This is a genomic window from Vibrio sp. AK197 (genome assembly GCF_053903115.1).
The window spans coordinates 1,159,700-1,175,326 of record NZ_CP096429.1 but is presented as its reverse complement, the minus strand read 5'-3'; the positions used below and the strand labels follow the sequence as shown (position 1 = coordinate 1,175,326).

Annotated in this window: 16 protein-coding genes; 9 read left to right on the top strand and 7 right to left on the bottom strand. The window is 45.3% G+C overall.

The features are described from left to right. Positions 1-32 precede the first annotated feature (32 nt). Positions 33-488 (top strand): DUF2798 domain-containing protein, encoded by a 456-nt coding sequence (locus M1D72_RS05250; protein WP_456294796.1) that lies wholly within the window; start codon positions 33-35, stop codon positions 486-488. A gap of 168 nt (positions 489-656) precedes the next feature. Then, positions 657-1,541, top strand: a complete 885-nt coding sequence (locus M1D72_RS05245; RefSeq protein ID WP_456294795.1) for an AEC family transporter — start codon at positions 657-659, stop codon at positions 1,539-1,541. Positions 1,542-1,598: 57 nt separating this feature from the next. Here the strand turns inward: M1D72_RS05245 and M1D72_RS05240 are convergent, their stop codons facing one another. The 4 genes from M1D72_RS05240 to M1D72_RS05225 are packed head-to-tail and all read right to left on the bottom strand — an operon-like array spanning position 1,599 to position 5,015. Then, positions 1,599-2,123, bottom strand: coding sequence for a winged helix DNA-binding protein (locus M1D72_RS05240; RefSeq protein WP_456294794.1), 525 nt, complete (start codon positions 2,121-2,123; stop codon positions 1,599-1,601). Positions 2,124-2,127: 4 nt separating this feature from the next. Beyond that, on the bottom strand, positions 2,128-3,432 hold the full coding sequence (locus M1D72_RS05235) for a TRAP transporter large permease (protein WP_456294793.1): 1,305 nt from the start codon (positions 3,430-3,432) through the stop codon (positions 2,128-2,130). Beyond that, positions 3,429-3,980 carry a TRAP transporter small permease gene (locus tag M1D72_RS05230; RefSeq protein ID WP_456294792.1) on the bottom strand — a complete coding sequence of 184 codons (552 nt, stop codon included), beginning with the start codon at positions 3,978-3,980 and terminating at the stop codon, positions 3,429-3,431. The genes M1D72_RS05235 and M1D72_RS05230 overlap by 4 nt, the downstream gene beginning before the upstream one ends. A gap of 48 nt (positions 3,981-4,028) precedes the next feature. Next, positions 4,029-5,015, bottom strand: coding sequence for a TRAP transporter substrate-binding protein (locus M1D72_RS05225; protein ID WP_456294791.1), 987 nt, complete (start codon positions 5,013-5,015; stop codon positions 4,029-4,031). Positions 5,016-5,264: 249 nt separating this feature from the next. Between M1D72_RS05225 and M1D72_RS05220 the strand changes: the two genes are divergently transcribed. The 3 genes from M1D72_RS05220 to M1D72_RS05210 are packed head-to-tail and all read left to right on the top strand — an operon-like array spanning position 5,265 to position 7,605. Beyond that, a complete protein-coding gene (locus M1D72_RS05220; protein ID WP_456294790.1) occupies positions 5,265-5,996 on the top strand; it encodes a 5-oxoprolinase subunit PxpA in 732 nt (243 codons plus the stop codon). After that, entirely contained in the window at positions 5,996-6,676 is a 681-nt protein-coding gene (gene pxpB, locus M1D72_RS05215; RefSeq protein ID WP_456295606.1) for a 5-oxoprolinase subunit PxpB, read from the top strand. Before M1D72_RS05220 ends, pxpB begins: the two co-directional genes overlap by 1 nt. Next, a complete protein-coding gene (locus M1D72_RS05210) occupies positions 6,673-7,605 on the top strand; it encodes a 5-oxoprolinase subunit C family protein (protein WP_456294789.1) in 933 nt (310 codons plus the stop codon). The genes pxpB and M1D72_RS05210 overlap by 4 nt, the downstream gene beginning before the upstream one ends. Positions 7,606-7,669: 64 nt before the next feature. Here the strand turns inward: M1D72_RS05210 and M1D72_RS05205 are convergent, their stop codons facing one another. Together M1D72_RS05205 and M1D72_RS05200 are read right to left on the bottom strand one after the other, a co-directional pair. Continuing rightward, positions 7,670-8,803, bottom strand: coding sequence for an HD domain-containing phosphohydrolase (locus tag M1D72_RS05205; RefSeq protein WP_456294788.1), 1,134 nt, complete (start codon positions 8,801-8,803; stop codon positions 7,670-7,672). 185 nt (positions 8,804-8,988) lie between these two features. Further along, on the bottom strand, positions 8,989-9,612 hold the full coding sequence (locus M1D72_RS05200) for a TIGR04219 family outer membrane beta-barrel protein (RefSeq protein WP_390193984.1): 624 nt from the start codon (positions 9,610-9,612) through the stop codon (positions 8,989-8,991). 477 nt (positions 9,613-10,089) lie between these two features. On the opposite strand from M1D72_RS05200, the gene arfA reads away from it, so the two are divergent. The 4 genes from arfA (at position 10,090) to M1D72_RS05180 (ending at position 14,658) form a co-directional block, all read left to right on the top strand. Then, positions 10,090-11,583 (top strand): arabinosylfuranosidase ArfA, encoded by a 1,494-nt coding sequence (arfA, locus tag M1D72_RS05195; RefSeq protein ID WP_456294787.1) that lies wholly within the window; start codon positions 10,090-10,092, stop codon positions 11,581-11,583. 460 nt (positions 11,584-12,043) lie between these two features. Further along, the gene (locus M1D72_RS05190; protein ID WP_456294786.1) at positions 12,044-13,141 is read left to right on the top strand and encodes an alpha/beta hydrolase; all 1,098 of its coding nucleotides are present in this window, start codon (positions 12,044-12,046) and stop codon (positions 13,139-13,141) included. 191 nt (positions 13,142-13,332) lie between these two features. Continuing rightward, positions 13,333-13,686 carry a hypothetical protein gene (locus M1D72_RS05185; RefSeq protein ID WP_456294785.1) on the top strand — a complete coding sequence of 118 codons (354 nt, stop codon included), beginning with the start codon at positions 13,333-13,335 and terminating at the stop codon, positions 13,684-13,686. Between the two features lie 138 nt (positions 13,687-13,824). After that, entirely contained in the window at positions 13,825-14,658 is an 834-nt protein-coding gene (locus M1D72_RS05180) for a DUF2569 domain-containing protein (RefSeq protein WP_456294784.1), read from the top strand. 56 nt (positions 14,659-14,714) lie between these two features. Here the strand turns inward: M1D72_RS05180 and hutG are convergent, their stop codons facing one another. Next, entirely contained in the window at positions 14,715-15,521 is an 807-nt protein-coding gene (hutG, locus tag M1D72_RS05175; RefSeq protein ID WP_456294783.1) for an N-formylglutamate deformylase, read from the bottom strand. Positions 15,522-15,627 lie beyond the last annotated feature (106 nt).

The following is a 15,627-nucleotide window of genomic DNA, read 5'->3' as shown; positions in this document are numbered from 1 at the left end:
TGACTATATCAACCATTAACTGGGTTTCGCAAATGAAATTAAAAAAAGCCGCGATTACTTTACCGGCGCCTATCTGTATTGTTGCAACGTTAAGTTGCTTTATGACTTACCTCAACCATGGTGTCACCAGCCAGTTTATGACCCATTGGCTGCAAGCATTTCTGTTTTCTTTACTGGTTATCGTGCCGATTGCCGGGTTATTGATTATGAAGATCTCACGTTATGTTGAAACGCGGTTGCCTAATGTAAGACCGCTGTATCAAAAACTATTGCAGTGTGGAATGATTGCTTTGAGTCTGGAGTCCATTTTGGCGGCGGTTTCAACATTCGGCACCACGGCGGCTAATGATGTCTCGAGCTTTATTGCTATTTGGTTTGCGACCCTGATTCGAGCGCTACCTTTAGGTTATCTGATTGCCATGCTGATGGTGTTTATTGTTAAGCCGCGAATTCAAAATGCGATGGCGCGTTTGGCTGCGGCAAATTAAGCCGTAAAATGAGCGACTAAGGAAGGTTTGTAGTTAAGAGCAAAGCGCGGTAAATTATTCATTTTGTTCGCCAATCTTTAATTTAAATACGCATATTGAATGGGCTATTGGTGTCTTTTCTCGTCTATCATATGTGTATTTTTGCCCTGAAACGGTGTAAGGAAACCCATGTTTACTGCGTTCGTAGCCGCGATTTTACCGGTGCTCATTATTGCCTCCGTTGGCGCGATATTAAGCCGAAAAACGGCGTATCTCGATGATCCCAATCTTCCTAAGTTAATTGTTAATGTCGGTATACCATGCCTGCTTTTGTATTCAATGCTGGGTGAGCATATCGATTTCCTCGGTATGGGAAAATTGGTTCTTGCGAGTGTGTGTACTCTGGTAGCGATGGTCGTGTGCTCACTGGTGTTACTCAAAATCATGCGTTTACCGATTCGTTTTTATTTACCCGTGTTGGTTAACCCAAATACGGGGAACTTGGGGATTCCAATCGCGTATGCGTTGCTCGGCGAGCAAGGTTTAGCAGGTGCGGTGATCATTTCCTCTATTATAGAAATCAGTCACTTTACGCTCGGAATAGGCTTGATGTCGGGCAGTTATTCACCGCGGCAAATTATTGCGAACCCGCCAGTTATCGCGCTTGCGATTGGTGCCGCGCTGCTTGGACTTAATGTACCGATTCCGCAATTTTTACTTCAAGTCTTTGATATGCTGGGAAGTATTACAGTGCCAGTGATGCTACTGATGCTTGGGCGCTCCCTTGCTCACATGCGAGTCTACGATACGCGCTGGGTGAGGTTGTTTTTCTTGTCGCTCTATCGTCCCGCGATAGGGCTCGCGATGGGCTGGATGGCCGCCGTTCTTTGGGGGCTGTCACCGCTTCATACCGCTAACCTGATGATCGCATGCAGCATGCCGGTTGCGGTGCTTAACTATATTTTTGCGACTCGCTATAACGGCCCCGTTAATGACGTCGCCGGACTGACGTTTTTAACCTTACCAACCGCGTTGGTCGCGTTGGTGGTGATTAAGCTGTTTATCATTACCTGATGGTGCTTTAAATAGCAGCTGTGATGATACGGCTGCTATTTAAGTAATTGCAAAGACCTATAGAGAACGTACTGCGCGTGATGCTTGGTCGTAAAATCCTGAAAGCGTTCGCATTAATGTTGCGATGTCACCGAGTTGGTCGTCAAGGTGCATGTGTTTTAGGGCGTCAACTAAACACTGCTCACGAACGTCTCGGTATTGATTACAAAACTGCTCACCTTTTTCCGTCACGCTATAAAAAGTGTCTTTACCTTGTCGCATACCTTCAACTAACTCAAACTTAGCCAATTTCCGTACCGAGTAAGAGACGGTGTGTAAATCATCAATGTTGAGTGTAAAGGCGACATCGGCAATACGTTTGGGACGATTTCGGTGATAGATATTGTGCACGACGAGAATATCGAGTGGGCTTAGTTCAGGCATACCTGAGGTTGAGCTGCAAGATTGCATCCAGCGCTGAAACGCATTGTTCATCATGGTCAATGCGTATTCAAATTCGCTGAGCGCCATTGCCTCATTGCTCGCCAAGTGCGAGGAGGAGACAATGGGCATGTGACTTGGAGGAGAAGATTCTTCGCTCATCGCATTATCCTTGTGTCATGGTCGTTGGCAGCCAAGTAACGACTTGTGGAAAAGCTGTAATCATAACGGCTGCGGCCATTAATAGGAAAAAGAAGGGCAATGCTGCTTTCGCCACATAGAGAATATTCTTACCCGTCAGGCTTTGAATCACAAATAAGTTAAAGCCGACTGGCGGCGTAATCTGTGACATTTCTACCACCAGCACAATGTAGATACCAAACCAAAGTGGGTCAATGCCGGCTTGCATTACCATCGGTAGGACAACGGAAGTTGTCAGCACGACGACAGAAATGCCATCTAAGAAACAGCCAAGTATCACAAATAGAATGGTTAAGCAGAGCAATAGCATATAGGGAGAAAGGGCCATCAAAGCAATCTCCTCCGCTAACATACGTGGTAAGCCAATAAAGCCCATCGCCACCGTGAGAAAAGCTGCCCCAGCCAAGATAAAGATGATCATGCATGAGGTCTTAACGGCGCCCATCAAACTTTGTTGGAACGTTTGCCAAGTGAGTGAGCCACTGGTCAGTGCGAGAATTAACGAGCCAATGACGCCAAATGATGCGGCTTCTGTTGGTGTTGTTATTCCGGCGTAGATTGACCCAAGAACAAATAAGACTAAACAAGTCACCGGGACTAACTTAATGATGGCTTTGAACTTAGTTGTTAGGCTGTAGTGAGTATCATCAACAGGCATACGTTGCTTGTTTTTGAGTGACCAAAAAACGGTATAGCCAATAAACAGCGCAACCAGCATTAAGCCGGGTATCGCCCCAGCGATAAATAAGCGCCCTATGGAGACCTCGGCAGAAACCCCATACACAATTAAGATAATCGATGGCGGGATGAGTAAGCCCAGTGTCCCTGAACCTGCAAGTGTGCCGATTGCCATGTGGTCATCATAGCCTTTGCGCTTGAGTTCGGGTAAGGTCATTTTGCCGATTGTCGCCGCCGTTGCAGCGGAAGAGCCAGAGACCGCAGCAAAGATCCCACAGCTTAGAATGTTGACGTGAAACAGTGCGCCCGGTATGCGGCTTAACCACGGTGTTAAGCCCTCAAAGAGATCATCGGATAGCCGTGAGCGAAACAAAATCTCGCCCATCCAGATAAACAGAGGTAGCGCTGCCAATGACCAGTCAGAGACTGCGCCCCATGTCGTTGTCGCATAAATCAAACCGAATGCATCATTTCCGATCAGCAACATACCAACCGCCGCGACCGAGACTAAAGACAGTGCAACCCAAGTTCCACTGGCGAGCAAAGTAACCAACACGACCAGTAAGATCGCGCCAATCCACAATTCGTTCATCCGTGGCTCTCCTTGTTGAGCGTCATTTCGACAGGTGTTGATTCGGCTAACGCTTCTTCCTCTGATTTAGGTATTCGAGTTGAAAATAGCCAGCTGCCAATAGCGCTATCAATGATGGCTAGCGCAAAAATCACCGCGCCAATTGCCATTGGTAGTTGTACGAGCCAAAGCGGCATCGGAATATAACCGGAAGTGACCTCGTCGAATTCATACGACTCCCACACCATATACACCAATTGATAGCCAAGAAAGGAAACGAACAGAGAGGCAACGCTCAGCACAGCACGTTCAATCCAAATAACGACGTTATCCGAAAGCCTTGAAGTAAATAGGCTCACACGAATGTGAGCACCACTTCGAAATGCATAGGCAAGAGCAAGAAAACTGGCACTTGCAAGCAAATATCCGGAGATATCATCGCTTGAGGGAATGACCACGCCAAACCAACGACCAATGACTCGAGTCAGGATAACCAAACAAATCAGTACAATACATAGGCCGGAGATCGCTCCTGCCGCTAGGTACAATTTATCCAAAACAGTGCGCATTTATGAACTCCCTGTTCGCGTATTGTTATAGAGTGAGTAGACGGCGAATTACGGTTGGTATGCGTCTAAAATGGCTTTGCCTTCTTGCCCTGCTTCTTGTGCCCACTCTTTGGCCATGACATCACCGACAGATTTTAGGGATTCCATCAATTCATCACTTGGCTCGGCCACAGCAATGCCGTTGTCTGCAAGCTGTTGAGTCTTTTCGGTGGTTTCTTTTTGAGCCATTTCCCAGCCACGCTGTTCGGCGTTAGCGGCGGCGTCAACCAGGGCGGTTTGAATATCTTTGGGTAGACGTTTAAAAGCACGTTTATTGACGATCACCATGTTCTTCGGAATCCAAGCTTGTACGTCGGTATAGTTGTCAAGGTAATCCCATGCTTGGCTACTTACGCCGGTGGTCGGTGACGTGATCATCATATCAATGATACCCGTCGAGAACGCTTGCGGAATTTCAACGGTTTGCACTGTGGTTGGGGTGGCGTCAAGTAGCACAGACAAGCGCGATAGAGTCGGGCTATAGGCGCGCATTTTTCCGCCTTTAATATCTTGAATGGTGTTAATGGGAGCTTGGCTGTAGATACCTTGAGGTGGCCAAGGCACTGAGTACAGCAGCATCATGCCGTCTTTATCTAATTTGCGCTCTAATGTTGCTTTCGACGCTTGGTATAACGCCTTGGCTTGTTCAAAATTGGTGGCTAAAAAGGGAATGTTATCGAGTTTGTAGATGGGGTCGCTGTTGCCGAGAATACCGATGAAGACCTCGCCAATTGGCACTTGGCGTGTTCGAACGGCACGAGGAATTTCCGTATGTTTGATCAGCGAAGCCCCTGAGTGAACGATAATGTCTAATTCGCCATCCGTTGCTTGTCTTACCTCATTGGCAAATTGAATGATGTTTTGGGTGTGATGGATTGAATCGACGTATGGGGTTGCCATATCCCAGCGTGTAGATGCCATGCTGGTCGCTGAAGTCAGTAGTGTAGCCGCTATCAACGAGTGTTTCATTAACGGACGAATCAGATGTTTTATCATAGCCTGTATCCTTATTCCTTGGCTCTTAGTGAAACGTAAACCACTACGATGTCCCTGTTTACGTGGTCGCTCGCGGCCCATTTCGAGTTTTATAGATGAAATGAATTTACGAGCATTATTTATACAATAACGAGATGTAAACGAATTGACAACAATTGAAAAGCGAATAGGATGTAAATTGCATTTAAATTGTATTTATTGATTTCAATTTGAACAGGACGTAAGTAATCACTTCAAGGAGAAGCAAGGATGAAGCTCAACTGTGATTTAGGAGAAAGCTATGGCATATGGCAGATAGGGCGTGATGATGCGGTTATGCCGCATATTGATATGGCCAATATTGCCTGTGGTTTTCACGCCTCCGATCCAGACGTCATGGCCCAAACCATTCAAAGCGCCATCAAGCATAATGTCGTGATTGGCGCTCACCCAGGCTATCAAGACAAGCAAGGGTTTGGCCGCCGTTCCATTCCTCACACGCATGATGAACTAAAACATTTATTCATTTATCAAGTTGGCGCAATGCAAGGCATGTGTCGTCTGTTTGGTGCCGAGATTGGTTACATCAAACCACATGGCGCACTGTATAATGACATGGTGGCAAATGAAGCCGTATTTTTGGCGCTTGTAGAAGCGATGGCACAGGCTAACATGCGCATTCCTCTAATGATTCTTGCCCGTAGTGATAACCAAACTTATCAAGCGATTGCTGACCAGCATGGTGTCGAGTTACTGTTTGAAGCCTTTGCTGATCGTGCCTATACCGTTGAAGGGCAGCTGGTGGCACGCAGCATAGAAGGGGCGGTGTATCATGACGCAGACACCATCATTCGTCAGGTCAAACAACTTGTAGAAAAAGGTACGATCACAACGCTAGATGGGGTTGATATCCCTCTGCACGCAGATACAGTTTGTGTGCACGGTGACAACGATGAGTCGGTGGCCACCATCGCTCAATTAAGGGAAGCGCTGGGTGAATGATGAAACAGATCCTAACGCTCTCTGAAACCCATTTAATGGTGTATATCGGCGAGCATATTGATGTTAGTCAGGCCAGTAAAATGGCAGTGTTACGAGAGCACGTCGAGCGCCTGTTTCCTGATTTGATTGATGTTATTCCTTCTTATACCAGTTTGATGATTGAGTTTCATCCGCTCAAAACAGACGTCAGCGTATTGATTGGCGAACTTGAGCGGTTACTGGTTAGTTTTGATGATTTTGCTGTGCGCCAAGCGAGCCAACTGATCGAGCTGCCGGTGTTTTATGACCCCCAAGTCGCACCAGATTTAGACCCGCTCGCTAAACGCTGTCAGCTAAGCCGCCAGCAAGTGATCGACATTCACAGTCAGCAAGAATATACGGTGTGCGCCGTTGGCTTTGCGCCGGGGTTTGCGTTTTTGGGGGCTGTGGATGAGCGTATTGCGGCGCCACGTCATGCCGAGCCGAGGCTGAAAGTGGCGAAAGGCAGTGTTGGTATTGCGGATCAGCAAACAGCAGTTTATCCGGCGACATCGCCAGGCGGCTGGCAAATTATCGGTAATTGTCCATTGGATCTATTTGATGTTAATCATACCCCAATGACGCCATTTACAGTGGGTGACACGGTGAAGTTTACGCCAATAACACGTGAACGTTTTATTGAACTCGGAGGGCAATTATGACTCATCTCGAAGTCGTCACACCTGGCGTTCAAACTCTGATTCAAGACCTAGGTCGCTTTGGCGTTGGACATATTGGTTTAAGTCAAGGTGGGCCAGCGGATCTTCATGCTTATTGCTGGGCTAATCGTTTATTGGGTAATGATAGTCGGGCACCCGTATTGGAGATTACCCTTGGGCAAGTTGCGTTCAAGGCGAAGCAAAATGTCATGTTAGCGGTGACGGGTGCAAATATGCCACTCTCGATCGATGGGCAGCCAGTTGAAAACTGGCAAACGCTGCGGCTAGAAAAAGGTCAAGTGCTTAAATTTGGGTACGCTCGGCAAGGGTTTCGCTGTTATTTGGCGATAGAGAGCGGCTTTGATGTGCCTCGGTGGTTTGGGAGTGCATCAACCGTGGTGCGAAATGGCATCGGTGGCCTTGAAAATGAGCCTGGACGTGCTTTAAGTAAAGGAGATGAACTTACCAGTGTGCTCAAGCATCACACAATGCGTCCGAACCAAGCCGTCGCTTCGCGATATGTTGGGCAATACCCGTCAAATATTCGGCTCGGAGTGTTAGAAACGTACCAGCATGCGCTATTCAGTGAGCAGCAAAAAGCGATGTTTTATCAGAGTGCTTATACCATCAGTGACAAGAGTGACCGCATGGGGGTTAGACTGCAAGGACGTGCTATACATCCAGCCCAAAATGGCGTAATTTCAGAAGGTATCGCCCCTGGTTCAATTCAATTCCCAGCGAATGGTCAACCGATCATTCTAAGCAACGACCGACAAACGTTAGGCGGTTATCCCAAACTTGGCTGCCTTTCAAAAATGAGCTTGATGCGTCTCGGGCAAGCCAGACCGGGAGTGGAAATCGAATTTTATCCCACTGATTTGGCCCAAGAGCGTCTTGCTTATCGCCAGTTTGCTCAATTTTTTGGACTGTAAATGTGAGGAATAAGGCGTCCATCACCGCAATGGCAGTGGTGGACGCTTTGATTTATTGGGCGGATTAATCGGGGGAGTCACCAAACTTGGTTATGATCACTTCAACGTGTTGTTGATGGTCAATCAGTGCTTGAACACAATCGGGGTCAAGCTTACCAGCAGTGACCATTTTGGTGAGTTCCTGATACGCATCATCAATGGGCATCGGCTTCTTATAAGGGCGAGTGCTGGTCAAGGCATCAAAGATATCAGCCACCGTAATGATGCGTGACTCAATTGGAATCTCGTTGCCTTTTAAACCGTGGGGATAACCACTTCCATCAAGCATTTCATGATGATATGCCACAATATTACGCATCAGCTTTGAGTCATCAAGATGCGACAATTCATAATCTTCAAGCACTTGGATAATGATTTGCATCCCTTTAGTAACATGCTCCTTCATGAGCGCATATTCGTGTGGCTCAAGTTTTCCCGGTTTGAGTAAGATGTTATCGGGAATTCCTATTTTTCCGATATCGTGCAGCGGTGCAAACAAGTAGATGTGTTCGATGGTTTCATCACTAAACTGGTATTTGTCCCCGATGGTTTTGGCGATAAGCCGGGACAGTTGCGCCATGCGCTCAAGGTGCATACCCGTTTCGAAATCGCGCAGCCCTGCAAACTCTTTCGCTGCTTTAGCAGTGGCGAGTAGTGCATGGACGGTCGAGATTTCAGTGACGATGGTCAGCGTGATCATCTTGGTAAACAGCAATAAATCACGTTGTATTGGCTCAACGAAATACCCATCTTCCACGCTATCAATAAAGATAAAACCCACGAAATGTTGCCCATTTGTCATGGGAATGGTGAACGAGGAACGATAGTTTTGTTCCAGCAACCACTTGGAATGCTCCGAGCCATTTGCCACTTGTTCAGCAATGCTGTTAATGACGCGACATTGATTGGTGCGTTTGAGCTCGCTAAGTTCATAGCTCATGGCCAAAGGGTATTCGTAGCGATCGATAGCATGCCCTTGACGGGTACTATTAATAAAAGTTTTTAAAAGGTCGGTTCGGTTGTCATACAGCGCACAGGCGATGCGACACACGCCCGGCATGCGTTCAAGAATAGAGTCATGCAAGTTTTGCAAACGCTCAGAGAGTGAGTGAGAGACATCGGTCGGTGATAACGTGACGTTGTTTTGCTGTGCGTACATAGGAAGCGTCCATCATTGTTGTTTTGATCGTCCTAAGGTTTAGTGTAGCCAAATTCTCCAGTACTCGAATGACATTCGAATTTGACGTGATCAACGTCACTATCATGCTCGGTGGGGGGGGGGGCGCACAAACACAAAAAAACGAGCCCTAGAGGCTCGCTTTTTTATCGTTTTACATCATGAATTTAGAAATCTAGATTGACACCTGCGAATACGCCCTTGGCTTCGCTATCAAGATTGATATGGTCAAAATCATCTAAATCAAATTTTTGTACACGATAACCGGCTTGCAGCTCGATATCGAATAAGCCCATGCCAATTTCGTACTGAATGCCGGCAGAAAGATCGCTCATGTCGTAATCGTCATAAGAGAACGCCCAACCTTTAGCAAACAAGAACAGTGGCGTGGCAGGAATTCCCAATTCAGCAGCGCCATATACGTGCGGCAAGTAACCATCAAAGGTCTGCGTGTTCACTTTGGCATCAAATAAGCGGGTTAACCCTGCACCGACATCAATCGACACCAAGTCATTATCGAGAATTTCGTAGTACAAAGTGAAGTCTTGCTTGGTGTATTCAAAGTTGTCTGCATCCGCAGAAGATTGAGCAAGTTTGACGTTTGGAACCAGTGGAATTGGGTGCTCTAAGGAGGCTTCTACCGTGTAAGTCATTTCATCGCCATTATCGATTCCATTGAATTGATAATCTTGCTGCCAAAGATTCATTTCTACATCTGCGCCTAAAAGCATATCGGCGTGTGAGGAGAACGCAGTTGCTGCTAGAAGCAGACTTAGAACAGTTTTTTTCATGACAATCTTCTTTCCGAATAATAAGCCTGATTGGCCTATAAGTTACTCATACTTTTGTTAATGCGTCTGAGTTTAAGCATTAACTAAATCATTACCCTAGCATTAAAGCATTTTAGTCCCAGTGAATCACCGTCAATTTGATAAGTAGGTTCAAAGAATGAGCGATTCTCGGCGGTTTCTTCAGCGCTTGATAATAAACGTCGAATTTGCCATCGATTTTAAACGACTCGCTGCGTGAAAGTGGTCGATTCACAAGCTTACTGTTCAAGCGTATTGAGAGTTTGCTCAGCGCTCAGAATGACAAAAACGCCTTTTAGTTGCAGCTTTCTAGCGTTTTTATACATAGTGGGGACATCAGACGAGTCTCATAATGCGTTGAATACAAACGGATGGCGAAATAATCAATATCGGTTTCAAAGGGAGAATTGGTGCAAACCTAGCGCTATCCCTTAGGTCGAGTTATGGAGATAAAGTCGAATGAAAACAGCACAATGTATCGTCAACAAGCATTTCAAAATTTCAGCTATTGATGAGCGCATTTATGGATCATTTATTGAGCATATGGGGCGCGCAGTATACACAGGAATTTATCAACCTGAGCATGCAACGGCAGATGAGCAAGGATTTCGTCATGATGTTATTGACACCATCCAGCAGTTGAATGTGCCGATTATTCGTTACCCTGGAGGTAATTTTGTCTCAGGTTACGATTGGAAAGACGGTATTGGTCCAAAGCAGGAACGACCGACTCGGTTGGATTATGCATGGTTTTCACTTGAAACCAATCAATTTGGTATCAATGAGTTTGCTGATTGGGCCCGCAAAGCGGGTACAGAGGGCATGATTGCTGTCAATTTAGGCAGTGGAACGCCGCAAGAGGCTGGCTATTTAGCGGAATATTGCAACATTGAACAAGGGACGTATTGGAGCGACAAGCGTCGCGAGCATGGGTATCAACAACCACATAACTTTAAGGTTTGGTGTTTAGGTAATGAAATGGATGGCCCATGGCAAACGTGCGCACTGACCGCTGAGCAATATGCTGATAAAGCGCGAGAAACCGCCAAAATCCTTAAGTGGGTGGATCCCAATATTGAGCTCGTGGCCTGTGGCAGTTCTTCAAAGGAGATGGCGACGTTTCCCGAGTGGGATCGAACCGTGCTTGAAGCGTGCTATGAGCATGTCGATTATATTTCTCTACATCGTTACTATGAGTATGAAGGTGATAAAGCGAGCTTTCTTGCGGCCTACCACGATCTCGATGACTTTATCACGACCATTAAGGCGACCGCTGATTACGCCAAGGCTAAGCATCGCAGCGATAAAACCATGATGCTTAGCCTTGATGAATGGAATGTGTGGTATATCAAACACATGGACACCAAACGTTGGCAGTGGGCTCCTTCCATTGCCGAAGATGTCTATTCTCTGCTGGATGCCTTGGTTGTTGGTGGCTTATTGACCACCATCGTCAATAATGCCGACCGGGTTAAAATGGCATGTCTCGCTCAGTTAGTGAATGCGTTAGCGCCAATTCATACCGACCCTCAAGGAGGGGTACTTCGTCACGCGACGTATTATCCGTTCCAGCAAGTCAGCAATTATGGCCGAGGAGAGGTATATAAAAACAGGGTTGTGTGCGATTGCATTGAGACGGACAAATACGGTCAAGTCGCTGAGTTAGCAACGTTAACCACCTTTGAGTCACAAACCAATGAACTGGCGTTTTTTGTTCTTAATATCCATCTTGAGGAGGATATTGACCTGCAATTACGCTTAGAAGAGTTTGGTGAGTTAATGTTATTAGAGCAACAGGTATTAACCGGTGAGGACTTGTTTGCGGTCAACAGTTTTGAAAATCCAAATAAGGTAGTGCCACAGCATATAGACGTCGACAAACCGATCGGAATGTCCTTTTCTTTTATTTTACCTAAAGCCTCTTGGACCATGTTAAGATTTAAAAGAGTATAACGGTTGACTGTATAGCTTCGTTTAATATCGGCTAAACGAAGCTTGTTTTAATAAACATAGACTTGCAGTAAATTATCCTTTTATTAACAATTGTATTGAGTGAGTATTAATGAACTTTATTTAATTGTTACACATTAAAACAAACTTATTGTTGATTTTTCATTTGGTTACAAAACCCTCTTTTTGAACATTATAATTATCTCCTCAAATATTATGAGTTTAGACAATTAGGCAATAAATAAAGACAAATGGCATAGCGAAAAAATATAAAAATGGCAAATATAGTCATTCAGCGAGCTCAATAAGCGCGGTATTGAAATGGTTTGTAAGTACGATGAACCTCTAGCGCATGACACTGTGTTGGGCCGCGAACTTATATTGTAGGAAAAACGGGTGGCGCTTTAATACGTCAGCGTTATTCGTACGCCAGGGCTAATTGTTCTTATTAGGAGATATTGTCATGACTAAGCTAAACACTACCGTAGAGGCGGATACCCCCAATTCTGGTCGCCGTGATATGATGAAAATGACGGGAGCAGGGTTAGTTGCCTTGGGCGTCGGCTCTCTCGCCAGCGCTTCTGCTTCGGCCAGTTCAACGCTAAAGTTGACGGACGAATGGGATAAAACATTCGCTAAAAGCGATAAAGTTGACCATAAAAAAGTGACGTTTCCTAACCGTTATGGCATTACTTTGGCAGCCGATGTTTACCAACCTAAAAATAGCAGCGGTAAATTACCTGCCTTAGTGATCAGCGGTCCATTTGGTGCGGTGAAAGAGCAGTCTTCCGGCCTTTATGCTCAAACCATGGCGGAACGCGGTTTTGTCACGGTTGCGTTTGATCCTTCTTATACGGGTGAAAGTAGCGGTGAGCCACGCAATGTTGCTTCTCCAGACATCAACACTGAAGATTTCAGTGCTGCGGTCGATTTTATTGGCCTGCAGTCAAACGTAGATCGTGAGCGCATTGGTATTATTGGTATTTGTGGCTTTGGTGGGATGGCACTCAACGCTGTGGCTATCGACAAACGCGTAAAAGCGGTTGTGGCGAGCACGATGTATGACATGACTCGCGTGATGTCGAAAGGTTATTTCGACAGTACGACGCCAGAGCAGCGTACACAAGCTCTTGAGCAACTTGGTCAGCAGCGCTGGGAAGATGCAGAAAATGGTAAGCCAGCTTACGGCCCTGTTTCACTTGAACTTGAAGGTGGCGAACCTCAATTTGTGGTTGAATACGCAGCCTATTACAAATCACCAGAGCGTGGTTTCCACCCACGTGCGATCAACTCAAATGCAGCATGGACAGTAACCAATCCGCTGTCATTTATGAATATGCCGATTCTTACCTACATTGATGAAATTTCACCACGTCCAATGCTGTTGATTCACGGTGAAAAAGCGCACTCACGTTACTTTAGTGAAACTGCGTATGAGAATGCGGCTGAGCCAAAAGAGTTAATGATCATTCCTGGTGCGACTCACACTGATTTGTATGATCAAATGGATGTGATCCCATTTGATAAAATCACAGATTTCTTCAATAAGAATCTTGCCTAAGCCCCAATCCACGATCATTTTTTTAAAGCGCTCATTGTTATGGGCGCTTTTTTATTTGCCGGTTAATAAATATCAATAGGTCTTTCTCTGATTTTATCGGTGTAACTTTCGCGGGGTAGTTAACTCTCTTCATCCTTAGGTCGCCTACCAAGCATAGTAACAGAAATGTCATCATGAAAAGGAAGGGATGAATGTTGAAAAAGTCCATCGCGCTCATTGCTGGGTCACTTATATTATCTGGGTGCTCGAGTTCTGTGTCTTGGAGTGAGCTTGAAAAACATCAGTCAGATGCAAATTACTGCTCTTCTGCATTTGTCGAATCACAACAAATTGAATCTTGTGAGATCGAACAAATCGCTTACCAAAGAGCCAAAGACCAATGCAAATACGATTCGAATCCGGAATATTGTGAAATTATGGCAAGGCACGGTTGGCGAAATTTTAAAGAGATTATTTTAAGTGTTGAGCCGACCAAAGAGCATGCCCGAATTTATCCTGTTATCTGTGGGTTCAAAGAGCACGATTTAAGACCGTGTTCTCAATAAATAGTAACGTCTATTTATGAGTCGCTATCTCACGTTTTCAGTGTCTGTATTGGTCGTTAATGGAGGAGGTTGGTGATGAGAGTGATTACACCACCAAGAGGGCTATCTGGCTGGTTATTCTTTGTTGGGTGTGGGCTCGTGATCGCTCCACTTAATTTGATATCAGGGCTTATACAGAATTATGTGCCTTTATTTAGAAATGGTTCTTGGGAGTTAATCACCAACCCAGAATCCGAACATTATATCTCTGGTTTTGCTGTTTCGGCGTATTTTGAGTTAATCGTCAATTTGTTATTACTTGCCATGTCTCTATATCTGATTAACTTATTTTTCAAAAAGAGAGTGACATTTCCTAGGTTCTTTATTATTTGTCAGTTACTTGCGATTTTTATCTATGTCGCAGATGGCTTTATTTCAACCTATTATTTTTCCCATATCGGTGACCATCCGAACATGAGTCTCAAGCTATTGGTGATAGGTGTTGCATTTGGTGTCGTGCGTATTCTTTATATGCTGAAATCACAACGGGTTAAAAATACGTTTAATCAGGAGCATAGTTATAAGGCGGCGAGTAAAACTGTGGCGATATTAAGTATTGTATTGGTGATTGGTTTTTGCTCTTATCTTATGTTCGTCAATAAAAATTCATCCAAATATCGATTAAATCATTATCTCAAATCTGTTTCTTCGGAGATTCGACAAGATTTGCCCGTGACTCTTAATCAAGAAATGCGACTTGATGAAGCCTATGTTTCCGGAACCACGTTATATTTTCGTTACACCTTATTAAATTCAACGAAAAATCCATTCTCTGAAAATGATGAGTTTCAAACAGTAATGACTCAGGCTGCCTGTAACAACCCGATGATCAAACAATTGGTTAATATAGGCGCTAAAATTAAATATTCCTACACAGATACTTCTGGTGTTGATTTGACCGCGATCCGTATAGACAGCAGCGATTGCGCATAGGTTAAGACAACGTCGTCAATAGGGTGTATATGTTCGTTTTAATATACACCCGTCATTCATGGTAATTTAACTTCCAAAACCGCGTTTAGGATAGCTTTAATTTGGCGTTGAATCGCTGGCGCTTTTTGGCTATCAAGTTCATAGCGACCTTGTGCTAATGCTTCATTATTTAGATAGGTATCTTGTGATAACTCAAGCTGAATCGCATGAATATTGTCACCGGGTTTGCCAAAGCCGCGAGTAATAAAGCCGCCTTTAAAGCGGCCGTTGACCACTTGGGAATATTCATCGGTGATGATGCTGGTTACCGCATCAACTAGGCTTTTCTGACACGAGTCACCTTGATTGGTGCCCCAGTTAAAATCGGTTAGTTTGCCTTCAAATAGCATGGGGACGCGCGCCGCGATACTGTGGGCATCAAACAAAATGGCGTAGCCAAACGCTGACTTAAGCCGTTCAAGCTCGCTGGCGATTTGGTCATGATAGGGGTGCCAGATTTGCTGTTTGTAACGTTCGCGATCTTGCGCGTTAGGCGCTTTGCCTTCGGTAAATACGGGTGTGGAATCGAACAAGATTTCAGGAAACAGCCCAGTAGTTTTGGTGGTGTAAAGCGGCTTGTCATCGACAGGTCGATTAAGGTCGACCACATAGCGCGAATAGTTAGCCGAAATCACACTCGCACCGAGTTTTTCAGCGCTTTGATACAGGGTCGGAATGAACCAATCGGTATCGGGCAATACGTGGGCGGCAGGGGTTAAACCTTGTGCGACTTCTGGGGTTAATTGGGTGCCAGAGTGGGGCATGCTAATCAGTAGCGGCACACTGCCAGAGTGAAATTCAAATGGTGAGGCAATTTGGGACATAAAACGCAGCGCTCCTTGCTCGAAATTATTGCTTTGAGAATAGTGGTTTAGTTGAAACTCACGTTTACTATGAAAATAGAGGTTCGCGAGTGATTTTTCGGTTGAC

Excerpts from the sequence above, each read along its gene's own strand:
- pxpB (WP_456295606.1), top strand. The coding sequence starts at position 5,996 with ATGAAACAGATCCTAACGCTCTCTGAAACCCATTTAATGGTGTATATC.
- hutG (WP_456294783.1), bottom strand. The coding sequence starts at position 15,521 with ATGTCCCAAATTGCCTCACCATTTGAATTTCACTCTGGCAGTGTGCCG.
- M1D72_RS05250 (WP_456294796.1), top strand. The coding sequence starts at position 33 with ATGAAATTAAAAAAAGCCGCGATTACTTTACCGGCGCCTATCTGTATT.
- M1D72_RS05200 (WP_390193984.1), bottom strand. The coding sequence starts at position 9,612 with ATGAAAAAAACTGTTCTAAGTCTGCTTCTAGCAGCAACTGCGTTCTCC.
- M1D72_RS05240 (WP_456294794.1), bottom strand. The coding sequence starts at position 2,123 with ATGAGCGAAGAATCTTCTCCTCCAAGTCACATGCCCATTGTCTCCTCC.
- M1D72_RS05230 (WP_456294792.1), bottom strand. The coding sequence starts at position 3,980 with ATGCGCACTGTTTTGGATAAATTGTACCTAGCGGCAGGAGCGATCTCC.
- arfA (WP_456294787.1), top strand. The coding sequence starts at position 10,090 with ATGAAAACAGCACAATGTATCGTCAACAAGCATTTCAAAATTTCAGCT.
- M1D72_RS05220 (WP_456294790.1), top strand. The coding sequence starts at position 5,265 with ATGAAGCTCAACTGTGATTTAGGAGAAAGCTATGGCATATGGCAGATA.
- M1D72_RS05235 (WP_456294793.1), bottom strand. The coding sequence starts at position 3,432 with ATGAACGAATTGTGGATTGGCGCGATCTTACTGGTCGTGTTGGTTACT.
- M1D72_RS05225 (WP_456294791.1), bottom strand. The coding sequence starts at position 5,015 with ATGATAAAACATCTGATTCGTCCGTTAATGAAACACTCGTTGATAGCG.
- M1D72_RS05210 (WP_456294789.1), top strand. The coding sequence starts at position 6,673 with ATGACTCATCTCGAAGTCGTCACACCTGGCGTTCAAACTCTGATTCAA.
- M1D72_RS05205 (WP_456294788.1), bottom strand. The coding sequence starts at position 8,803 with ATGTACGCACAGCAAAACAACGTCACGTTATCACCGACCGATGTCTCT.
- M1D72_RS05245 (WP_456294795.1), top strand. The coding sequence starts at position 657 with ATGTTTACTGCGTTCGTAGCCGCGATTTTACCGGTGCTCATTATTGCC.
- M1D72_RS05190 (WP_456294786.1), top strand. The coding sequence starts at position 12,044 with ATGACTAAGCTAAACACTACCGTAGAGGCGGATACCCCCAATTCTGGT.
- M1D72_RS05185 (WP_456294785.1), top strand. The coding sequence starts at position 13,333 with ATGTTGAAAAAGTCCATCGCGCTCATTGCTGGGTCACTTATATTATCT.